General features: G+C 47.0%; 5 protein-coding genes. 3 read left to right on the top strand and 2 right to left on the bottom strand.

What is annotated here, in order from left to right; genetic code table 11:
* The first annotated feature begins 15 nt into the window (after positions 1–15).
* The gene (locus tag BLR32_RS16170; protein ID WP_089833553.1) at positions 16–6,648 is read left to right on the top strand and encodes a cellulose binding domain-containing protein; all 6,633 of its coding nucleotides are present in this window, start codon (positions 16–18) and stop codon (positions 6,646–6,648) included.
* 223 nt (positions 6,649–6,871) lie between these two features.
* Here BLR32_RS16170 and BLR32_RS16175 read toward each other — a convergent pair whose 3' ends face one another.
* Complete coding sequence (locus tag BLR32_RS16175) at positions 6,872–8,311, bottom strand: alpha/beta fold hydrolase (protein ID WP_089833555.1); 1,440 nt, start codon at positions 8,309–8,311, stop codon at positions 6,872–6,874.
* Between the two features lie 62 nt (positions 8,312–8,373).
* Positions 8,374–9,180 (bottom strand): helix-turn-helix domain-containing protein, encoded by an 807-nt coding sequence (locus BLR32_RS16180; RefSeq protein ID WP_089833557.1) that lies wholly within the window; start codon positions 9,178–9,180, stop codon positions 8,374–8,376.
* A gap of 120 nt (positions 9,181–9,300) precedes the next feature.
* Here BLR32_RS16180 and BLR32_RS16185 point away from each other — a divergent pair, with 120 nt between their 5' ends.
* Positions 9,301–10,359: a tellurite resistance/C4-dicarboxylate transporter family protein gene (locus BLR32_RS16185; protein WP_089833559.1), complete on the top strand. Its 1,059-nt coding sequence runs from the start codon at positions 9,301–9,303 to the stop codon at positions 10,357–10,359.
* A gap of 39 nt (positions 10,360–10,398) precedes the next feature.
* Positions 10,399–11,463 (top strand): hypothetical protein, encoded by a 1,065-nt coding sequence (locus BLR32_RS16190; RefSeq protein WP_218124202.1) that lies wholly within the window; start codon positions 10,399–10,401, stop codon positions 11,461–11,463.
* Positions 11,464–11,468 lie beyond the last annotated feature (5 nt).

The following is an 11,468-nucleotide window of genomic DNA, read 5'->3' on the forward strand; positions in this document are numbered from 1 at the left end:
AATAAATTTTCCCTTATGAAGACGATCATTACTATCATGAAAACGTTGCTGTTGCTATGTCTTACGGTGAGCATACGCACAGCTAACGCACAACAGTTCGTGCATCCGGGAATCCCCTTCACGATGAGCGACCTGGATCAGCTGAAGCAGAATATAACCCGTGAACCCTGGCTCAGCGCATACAACAGTTTCAAAAGTGATTCGAGGTCCCAGTTGTCGTACGGCATGCAGGGGCCTTTTACTACTGTAAGCCGGGCTCCTGACATCAACAGGAACCAGTGGATCAATGACATGACGGCCATTCATAACCTGGCCTTCATGTGGATCTTCACCGGCGATACAGCTTATGCAAAGAAAGCAACAGATATACTCAATGCCTGGGCGGTGACACAAACCACCTGGACGGGCGATGAGAGCTTTCTTGACCTGGGCGACCAGGCCAATCTGTTTGTAACAGGAGCGGATATATTGAAGTCCACGTACCCCGGTTGGACGGCCACCAATACCGCCAATGTGAACCGTTATTTCAGCACAGTGATCTGGCCTCAGCTGGATGTACCCAATCCGGTAAGAGGGCTGAATCAGGGCGCTATACAGCTCAAGGCGGCTGTCAGCATTGCCGCTTTCCTTGACGATCCGGTGAAGTGGAACGCAGCTATTCAATCATACCGTGCAGATGCTGGTGGAGGGCTGGCGAATAGCTTGCCGAATGGACAGGTAGGAGATGCTGGTCGCGATGAAGGGCACTGGCGCGGACAGGGAGAAGCGCTGGCATGGAGTGCGGAAGTAGCCTGGAAGCAGGGGATAGACCTGTTTGCAGATCTTGACAACCGCCTGCTGGCCATCAGTGAATTATACAGCCATTTCCATACAGATACTACCGGCTTCCGGTTCATACCGTTTGGCGGTACCTATGGTTTCTTTACAGGATGGGGATCTAATGGTACAGCCAAGCAGCTGTTCAGGATGTATAATATCATAGAGGCGGCTTATACATTGCGTAAAGGCATTCCTGCGCCTTATTCTGTTGCTATGCGCGACAGGCTGGGCGAAAATGCTGCTACCTTTCTTTATCGTAAAAGTGCAGATGCCAGTACTGCCACTGCGCTTCCACCAATAGCGCATCCCGCCACTACTGCAGTGACGAATCTTACGAATGCAGATGTAGGCGCTACGGGTCTCGCGGGCAGCGCTGTTTATAATAATGGCAGTTGGACGGTCAAAGGGGCAGGCGCTGATATACCTGTTCCTGTATTGCAGTCTAAAGATGCTTTCAATTTTGCCTTTCAGCGGGTGAGTGGGAATGTAGCTATTGTAGCCCGTGTCACAAGCATGGATAATACGGATGTTGCTGCCAAAGCTGGCATTATGTTCCGTGAGTCCCTTAATGATGATGCCCGCTTTACAGGCCTGTTCATGCAACCCAATAACCGTATTGCTTCTACCTGGCGCGGCGCTGTTGCCTGGAGTAAGACAAATATCTCCTGGAACAATCCTCCCGGCGGATACCTGGATCATTTTGTGGCAGGCAGGCCTTACTGGTTAAAGCTGGAAAAGATCGGTTCCCGTATTACAGCTTACCACTCGTTTGATAGCATCAGCTGGACCTGTCTTTCCGCAGTAGAGATACCGATGACAGAGCCGGCATATGTGGGACTCTGTGTGAGTTCTCACAATACTTCCGTGCTGAATACAACTGTATTTGACGGAGTAGCTATTACCAATATATCTCCGGCAGGTTCCCCTGTTATTAGCAGTGCCACCGCTGATACAGCTGTTTTGGGTACGGCGTTCAGTTATGCTGTTACTGCCTCGCCAGCCGCTACGTCATTCAGTGCTGCAGGTCTGCCAGCAGGGCTTACCATTGACAGCGCTACCGGTATCATCTCCGGCACGCCTGGTGCAACCGGTACTTTCCCGGTAACATTGAATGCGGCAAACAACATTGGCGGTGGATCTGCTGTATTGATGCTGAAAGTGGTCAGCAATGTTCCGCCAGCAGCACCAGGAAGTCCTGCGCTGGCCCAGGAAACAGACAGCACAATCCGTATTTCCTGGTCGCCATCTGCGGATGCTACCAGTTATACGGTGAAACATGCGCTGACTGCGGGAGGTCCTTATACGAGTATTGTATCAGGAGTAACCGGTACTTCTTATGTAGATGCTACTGCTTATCCTGGTCATAACTACTATATCATCACTGCTTCAGCAGGTTCAATGGAAGGTGCTGCTTCCACAGAAGTAACTTTACAGCTGCCGCCTACTATACCATCAGTGCCCGCTGTTGAAAATGCCAGTGGTAAGGTAATCCTGAGCTGGAGTGCAGCAAGAGGTGCTGATACTTATAATGTAAAAAGAAGTGCTGTAAGAGGAGGACCTTATACTACTATTGCATCTGGCCTGACTGTTACACAGTATACAGACAGTGCAATTACCAACGGCAGTTATTATTACTACGTGATATCTTCCTTTGCTACGCCGCTGGAAAGTGCTAATTCAACGGAAGTACTGGGTGTTCCATCAGGCGTATCTACCAGTTGGGGTTCCACAGCTACTACAGGCAACTGGAGTAATGGGGCTAACTGGACAAGTGGAACAGTGCCTGAAAGTCCGGCGTTGCTGAGTTTCAATACTTCCACAATAGATACGTTGAACAACGACATAGATCAGCTGGAAATTGCCAGTATGTTATTCAATGCCGGGGCAGATGCTTTTGTTATCAATGGTGATTCAATACTGCTGGGTAATGATATTACCAACAATGCGTCGAAGGCCCAGGTGATCAACCTGCCTATGCAGATAAACCGTACGGTTGTGATCAGCGCTACCGCGGGAGATATTTCTCTGAGCGGACCGATAGCCGGAACTGGTGGTATTGTGAAGAATGGACGTGCTACATTGAACCTTGCAGGTAATAATACATTTACCGGCGGACTGACGCTCAACGGTACCAATGCTGGCGGATGGCCTCCTAATACTGCTACCGCGCTGACAGGCGTAGGAACAGGCACAATAGGTGCACCATTATCCGGTCCGGCAGGTACAGGTCCTGTTGTCATGAATGGCGGTGCATTGATGAATAATAATACAGCTGTGCTCTTCAATGATATCATCATAAAGGATAGCGTAAAAAGTTATTTATATAGCAATGGCGGTGGTCTTACTTTCGCCGGGAGAATGCTGGGTAGTGGGACCATAGAGCATGATGGTGCAAGCACCAGTGGGTTACAGCTGAATGGTGATAACCGTGAATTTACAGGTACATTTATTTCTGTGAACAGAAGTTCCAATCACCGTATTCGTTTCAATGTTGCTACTGCTGGTAGTGCGAAAGCCAATTGGATATTTAACAACGGCTTTACAGATGGTCAGGGCTTTACATTTACTGATACGATCCGCTTCGGTGCTATGTCAGGAGGTGGACAGCTCCGCAGGGACAATGGCGCACCGGTTATCAGCATAGGCGCATTGAATACTAATACTACTTTCTTTGGCATCATTACCGGTGCGCTTACCATTGTAAAAGAAGGTACAGGTATATTGCGCTTTACGGGAGCGAATAACTACAGCGGCAATACTACTGTTACAGGTGGTACACTGCTGATAGACAGTACCGGCCAGATCACCAGCACTACCAATGTGGTGGCAGGTACAATAGGAGGCGTTGGCAAGTGTACCGGTACAGTAACCGTGGGTACAGGCGCTATAATTGCTCCGGGTAGTCAGGGCATTGGCAAATTCACGATAGGTTCACTTACATTGCAACAGGGGGCTACTTACCTCGCAGAACTGAATACCGCCAGCGGTGATGGTGACCAGCTAAGTGTTTCCGGTATAGTGCTCAACAATCCACGCCTGACTATCACTGGTACAGGTGCAGGAAGTCTTCCGCAAGGTACTTCTTATACTATCGTAGATAATACAGGTACTGCTGCTGTTAGCGGCATCTTTGACAGCCTGCCTGAAATGTCGCTTCTGACAGTGAACGGGCTGAACTTCCGCATCACTTATAAAGGCGGTACAGGCAACGATATCGTATTACTGGACGACCGCTCCGTGACTTCTGTAATTACCAGTCCGGATTCAGCAGCTGTTATTATTGGTAAACCATTCAGTTATACTGTTACAGCAATTAAATCACCTGGAGTCTTTCATGCTACTGGTCTTCCTGCAGGGCTACAGATTGATACTGCTAGAGGTGTGATATCAGGTACTCCTGAAGTGGCAGGTGTATTTGCAGTACAGTTGAGCGCCACAGGTGCTACCGGTACAGGAACATCTACGCTGACGCTCACTGTATACAGCAATATCGTGAATGGCCTGATGGTGGCTTCTGGTGATAAAAGGGACATTGTGGAGTGGAACGCTATCCAGAACCTGCGTTATCTTGTGAAACGAGCCACTGCACCCGACGGACCGTTTACTTCACTTGATACTGTGGTTGGCACAAAGTACACGGATACTGCCGTTACAAATGGAAACACTTACTATTACACCATATCATCTGTGGATGCAGGTAAGGTAAATCCTGCCAGCGATCCGGTAACAGCAACACCGAATGTCGGACAGTACGGCTACTGGAAATTTGACGAGCAAGGTGGTACACGTGCACGTGATGTATGGGGCGCTAATCACGCTGCCCTTGCATCCACTGCTAAACGTGATACCGGCTATGCAGCTTCTGCACTGAAGCTGGACGGTACTGCGAATGCTTATGCGTCGTTGCCTGCCGGGACTTTAAGCACCTTGAACGATTTTACTATTACCCTTTGGGTTAAGATGGATGCCATTACTACCTGGATGCGGATATTTGATTTTGGTAATGGCACGAATAACTATCTCTTCCTGACGCCACAGGCGGGTGTGACATCCGGAAAGTCAATTGTCCGTTATGCTATTAAGAATGGAGGAGGTGAACAACAGGTGAATTATAACTATACTTTCCCGCTTAATACATGGACTCATTTTGCTATTACACAGTCAGGCAATACCTGCAGACTATACATCAACGGGACATTGGTTGCTACTAATACCGGCGTAACGATCAAGCCTGCAGCATTGGGCAGCACGGCACAGAATTACCTGGGTAAGTCGCAGTTCACGGCAGATCCTAATCTGAAGGCGAAGGTAGATGAGTTCAGGATCTATAACCGGGCGCAGACGGCTGCTGAAATTGCCGCTGGTATGAAGGCGATGCAGGAAATAACATTCGCAGCTATTCCTGGCAAGCGTATCGGTGATGCGGATTTCAAAGTAACAGCTACAGCTTCTTCCGGCCTTCCTGTTAGTTTCTCAAGTGCTGATGTAACGCTGGCTAAGGTAACAGACAGCACTATCAGTATCCTGCAACCAGGCGCCGATACTATTATCGCCACACAGCCCGGGGATAGTATCTATGCACCTGCTACGGCAAAACAGGTATTACATGTGTTGCCGTTTAATCTGCAGGTACAGCATATGGATGGAGATACCCAGACTGCCGGTACGAACATCAAGCCTTACCTGAAGGTCATCAATACAGATACAGTAGCCGCTCTGTACAAAGAGCTGACAGCCCGTTACTGGTTCACTGCTGAGAACTTTGCAGGTATCAACACCTGGATTGACTATGCAGCCATGGGAAACAGTAAAGTAAAGATGAAGTATGTGGTATTGGATACACCGCGTAACGGCGCGTTCGGCTACGTTGAGTACAGCTTTGACACAACAGCAGGGAAACTGGCAGCGGGTGCTAACTCCGGCGCTATCCAGTCAAGAATAGCTAATAAAAACTCAGCGCTGTTACAGGAAACAAATGACTATTCTTATGCGCCTAACAGAAGCTACACGGCTAACGATCATATCACGTTATACCGTAACGGCAAACTGGTATGGGGTATAGAGCCTGCAACTGTTATGCCTGTTGTAGACCTGAAAATTGCTACACAGGCAGTTCCCAATGCGCAGAATCAGATCAACACGTATGTCAGGATAAATAATGACGGTAATGTGCCGGTGAATTATGAAGACCTGTCTGTACGTTACTGGTTCACCGCTGAGGATAGTGCCAGTGCTTTAAACTACTGGATAGATTATGCGGTATTGGGTGCTCAGAATATTACAGGCGCTTTTGTAAGATTGAATCCTGCGCTTGATAGTGTTGATGCTTATTTTGAAGTGAAGGTGAAAGCTGTAGCAGGCAAACTGTACCCGCTGAGCAATTCGGGTAACATACAGTATCGTATAGCGAAGGCAAACTGGTCCAACTTTAACCAGGCGAATGACTATTCTTACCAGGCGGGCGTTTTGAGCCTGAACGCGCATGCAACGCTGTACTACAAAGGACAGCTGATATGGGGAACGGAACCCGTTGCATTAAGCGGGGCAGCAAGGCAGGCTGTGGCGGCTGTTGGTAAAGCAATGACGCCTTTATCTTCAGGAGTTACGTTATATCCTAATCCGGTAGTAAATGAGCTGCGTGTGAAAGTACAGGAACCTTTGCAGAATGCATGGATAACTGTCTTGTCTAACAGTGGAACAGTGATGTGTGTGCAACGTATGACCAATGCACAGCAGACGGTATCCTTTAGCAGCATGCCGGCGGGTGTATATTATGTCACCATACGGAATAATGGTAGGGAAACTACAAAGATCATTGTCAAAGAATAAGATGGGGGACATCCATTTGAAACAGGGCTGGCCGCGTGGCCGGCCCTTTTCTTTTTATTAGCCATCTTTACTGATCCAGATCATTGTTTTACCAGCGTTGATCACGGTTACTGATCCTCATCAGCAGAGATACTGGCGAGTGAAATAAGCACTACATTCGTATCGTATGTATGATGATGTGTAGATATTTGATCTTTGTTGTTAGAAGCAGGCAGCACGTTCTTTAATAAACGACGATATCCTTGTTGTCAGACACCAGCTTTTTATAAGGATCATTAAGAAACTGTATCATAAAAGGCTGTAATTGTCCACCACCTACACCGTGAGACCGTTTTGTAAACAGTAAGCGATGACTGTTGGGCATATAATGATGGATCATATCGATATACAATGGTCTGCAGGCATTATCCATTTCACCGTCAGCTAGCAAAGCAGGTTTTGAAGAGTAGAAAGGTTGTTTGGTAGCGGGATTGATCGGCTTGTACGTCCAGCAATCGCACATGGCATTGTAGACGTCATTAATATGATACCCTTCCATATAAGGATAGGCATTGTATAGCTGCCGGAGCACCTTTTCATCGTGATACGCAGCCTGGTCTGCACAGTATACGGAGATCCGCATACCGGAAGGTCCGCGGTAGCCGCTGAATATGCCGTCCAGCAGTTGTGTTACATAGTCATGATGATTGCCTTTGATCAGTTCTTTGATAACATAGGGTACTTCTGCAGGATTGGAAAAGTAGTTCTGGATAATATCGAAGAGGTCATTCCTGGTGTACTGCACGCGGATGGAATCTGTAGTGCCTTTTTCCAGGTATGAGATGTAAAAAGGTGTATGACCTATGGACGTGAAGTATTGGATGAACTCCTCTTTAAGGTTGCCATATCGTGCTTTATCGGTAGAGTCCTTTTCAACATGCTCAAACAGGATGTTCAGCGCTTCATTGAAGTTGGCCGGTTCATCTTCGTCAATGGGAATGAATGTTGGTAGCGGTGAATCCAGTGTCAGTGTTCTGATACGGGAAGGATCGCGCTGCAAAACAGCCTGCATCAGACCTCCGCTGTAGGAGATGCCCATGAGGTTCACAGAATCGATATGCAGAGCGTAGAGGAGATCATGAATATCGGACACGGTCTCGTCTGTATTATAAGCTGAAAGATCAATACCGCGGGCTTCCAGTCCTTTCCGGAGTCGTTTCACGCCTTCGATGACCATGCTGTCCTTGTTGAGGTTTTTCTTATAGGATTCCTTGATGGCGGCGCCTGGTTCTGGTCCATTGAGGCCAGGAATGGAATAACCGGCGCCCCGCTGTTCAAATGCGATACAGTCCCTGTCTTTGATGATCTGGCTACGGGAGGCTCCCACTGCCCATCCCAGGGAACCTGCACCGGGACCTCCGCTTGTGAAAAGCAAGGGATCTTTCTTTTTATCAGGATTTTTGCTTTCAACAATGATGAATGGCAGCTTTACGGTCCTGCCGTTGTTCTTTTTCCTGTTCTCCGGCACTACCAGGTAGGCGCAGCGGGTCTTAAAGCTGCTGTCTATTTTAACAGGACAGGCACAGGGTTCTATGACTGGCTGGTAAGTGTGTTTTTCCTGCGAACGGGCAATAGAAAGCAGGAAAACGATGGCGGCAAAGGTTAATAAGATCGTCTTCTTCATGAATGGCTTTTTATCAAAAGTAGAATGGCTGGAATAACTAATCCAGGTAAAAAACGGACAATTTACTGCTGTGCTGCCAGGCCCTGGCCGGTGAATCGGATTACTTCCTTGTAGAAATGACTCATGTCATGATAGCCGTGGTGGCAGGGAGAAAAAGTATCCTTAGCGGCTACATAAGCTGTTAAAGCAGCCCTTGCCCGCAGGATAGAGAAGTACTTTTTAGGACTGATGCCAACTATGTTATTGAAGTAGCGGTTGATGGTTTTGGAGGTGATAAACAGCCTTTCTGCTATCTCGGTGGTATTATACTGCATACGGTTTGCCGCATACAGGTCAATACTGTCCTTTACGAGGTGTATGTAGTGATCTTTCTTTTGTTGCCTGGAAAGCTGTAATAAAAAGAAATCCTGTAACAGCGTCATTCTTTCCTCAAAGGATGAGGCAGTTTTAATATGGTGAATAAGCATCGCTGGCAGGATCTCCTTTAAGGCGACTATTTTATTGGTGAATTGTGCCTGGTTAATACCCAGTACAGCTTCCAGTCCGCCGGGGAAGAACTTCACCGTAAAGATATAATCCGACGGCAGGTTGTGACGCTCTGTGATCGAGTCCCTTAAAATAAGCACGTCGTCAGCGGCACTTATATGGTAACTGTTCTTAGCCGTTATAAGGCTATAGGGAGCGCCCAGGTTGATCCAGATAGTAGGAGTCCAGCTGGGGAACATTTTTACGGTAAAAGGACTGTTATTGGCGTGTAATGAGGTTTCTTCGAAAGAGGATTCGGAAATGAATTCGATATAGTCTTCCAGTTCAGGACAGGGAGTGCTGAAGTTGTAGAGCTGTCTGATATTATCGAAGATTTCTACCATACGAGGACTAAGTTACGCAATCAATCCGGGATATACATGGAGTTAGTCAGTGCATGCTGAAGCACTATCTAATTCCTTATTTTTATATGCCATTAAGATTCGTTGTATAAAACCCTTATCATGTCTGAAACCAAACTTGCACATCCTGGTCAACCTGTGATGGCCACATCACTGGAAAATTTCTTTCCCGGTTATTTTGCGCTCGTAATGGCCACGGGTATTGTATCTATTGGTATGTTCCTGTGGAAGTATACCTGGTTAGCCGGCATCTTCCTGGGCCTGAATGTTTTTTTCTATGTATCGCTCTGGATCATCCTCATTCTCAGGATCGTGAAGTACCCGCTTATTGTATGGAATGATCTGCATCATCCGGCAAGGGGAGTAACCTTTCTGACGCTGGTGGCAGGCAATAATGTGCTGGGAAGCCAGGTGGCTATCATTGCAGGCCGTATGGATATAGCACAGGTAATATGGATTGCGGGGTTTGTACTCTGGGGGCTCATATTATACACATTTTTCCTTGTGAATATCCTTAAAGAGCCCAAGCCCGAATTGCAGCAAAGCATTAGTGGCGCATGGCTGCTGATAGTGGTCTCTACAGAGTCGGTAGCTGTACTGGGAGCTGTCATTGCCAACAGCAGCCAGTATCATTGGCTGATCGCATTTATCTCACTATGTTCTTATATGACCGGTGGTATGTTTTATTTTGTGCTGATCGGCCTGATCCTTTATCGCTGGCTTTTTTTCAGCATGAAGGCAGAAACGCTTACTCCTCCGTATTGGATCAACATGGGGGCTGTAGCTATTATTTCGCTGGCAGGTTCCCGCCTTGTGATGTATGCCAGAATGCATGAAGAATTGAGTCAGTGGGCAAATTTCATACAGGCTTTTACTATGTTTTTCTGGGCCTTTGCAAGCTGGTGGATTCCTTTGTTATTCCTGATGTTTGCATACCGTCATTTCATTGCCCGGGTACCGTTGAAGTATGATCCGCAGTACTGGTCCATGGTGTTTCCGCTTGGCATGTATGGCGTATGTACCTTTAACTATGCGGTGATTACAGACTTTACCTTCATTAAACCCATTTCGGCTTTATTTGTTATATTAGCTTTAACGACCTGGGTAATAGTTCTGATAGGTCTGTTTATCGACTTGTTTTCAACCGCAAAGAAATCATAACCTCATTGTTTTGTTACGGATAACCATAAAAAGATGTTTATGAATTTCTCTCTCAATAAAAAAGCAGCCGTCATCTCGATTATTGTCACTCTTGCCTGTGTGGTGGTGTCGTTCTATGGATCGAGAAAACTGCAGAACTTTGATCCGGCATTAATCGCTTATTTATTTGGTACCCTCTTTGCTTTGTTTGGCCTTGTATACCGTTATTGTGTATGGCTGCAAAGGCCGCCGACCCGCATGTATTTCAAACGCACCTGGCAACTGGTGTTTACCCGCAGTTTTTTAGTACGTGCTTTTACGATGTTGAAAGATTCCATCAGAAACCTCCTGTTTCAGCAGTTCATTTACCCAAGGGGCAGGAAACGGTGGATGGCCCATTTTATGCTGGCGGCAGGTTGTCTTGCTGCTTTTGCGATCACTATTCCGCTTACACTGGGATGGATCAACTTTACACTGGATCCTGCTACCGCACTGGAGCCGGGTATGACTAAATTATATAATGCCAATTTCTTCGGTTTTAAGGTGATGAGCTTTGAACTGGGATCGGTGCCTGCCTTTTTAATTTTCCATGCCCTGACCTGGTGTTCCTGGCTGGTAATTGCCGGCGCCGTTATTTTTCTTGTAAGAAGACTGACCAATGCGGGGCTGATTGCTTCCCAGACTTTCGAAGGTGATCTGTTACCGCTGATCCTGCTCATCATTATTTCTCTGACAGGACTGGGACTTAATTTCAGCTATGCCTTTATGAAAGGTATTGCGTACGATTTTATGTCGGTGACACATGCCATTGCAGTGATCCTCTTCCTTGTATGGATTCCCTTTGGTAAGTTCTTTCATATCATCCAGCGGCCTGCACAAATAGGAGCGCACATTTATAAACAGGAAGGTAAAAAGAAAGGCATGGCGGTTTGTCCGCATACCGGTAAAGAATTTACTACCCGGTTACATGTAGACGATCTGAAAATAGTGACGAAAGAAGTGGGATTTGATTTTACGCTGGAAGATGGTACCTCGCATCTTGACTATAGTCCCGAAGGAAAACGCTCGCTCCTTGCTAAAGCACATCTGAAAGCACGGCAGGAGGGAGGAACATTTTTTGGATAAGCACC

The sequence above is a fragment of the Chitinophaga filiformis genome (genome assembly GCF_900102545.1).
Lineage (GTDB): Bacteria > Bacteroidota > Bacteroidia > Chitinophagales > Chitinophagaceae > Chitinophaga > Chitinophaga filiformis.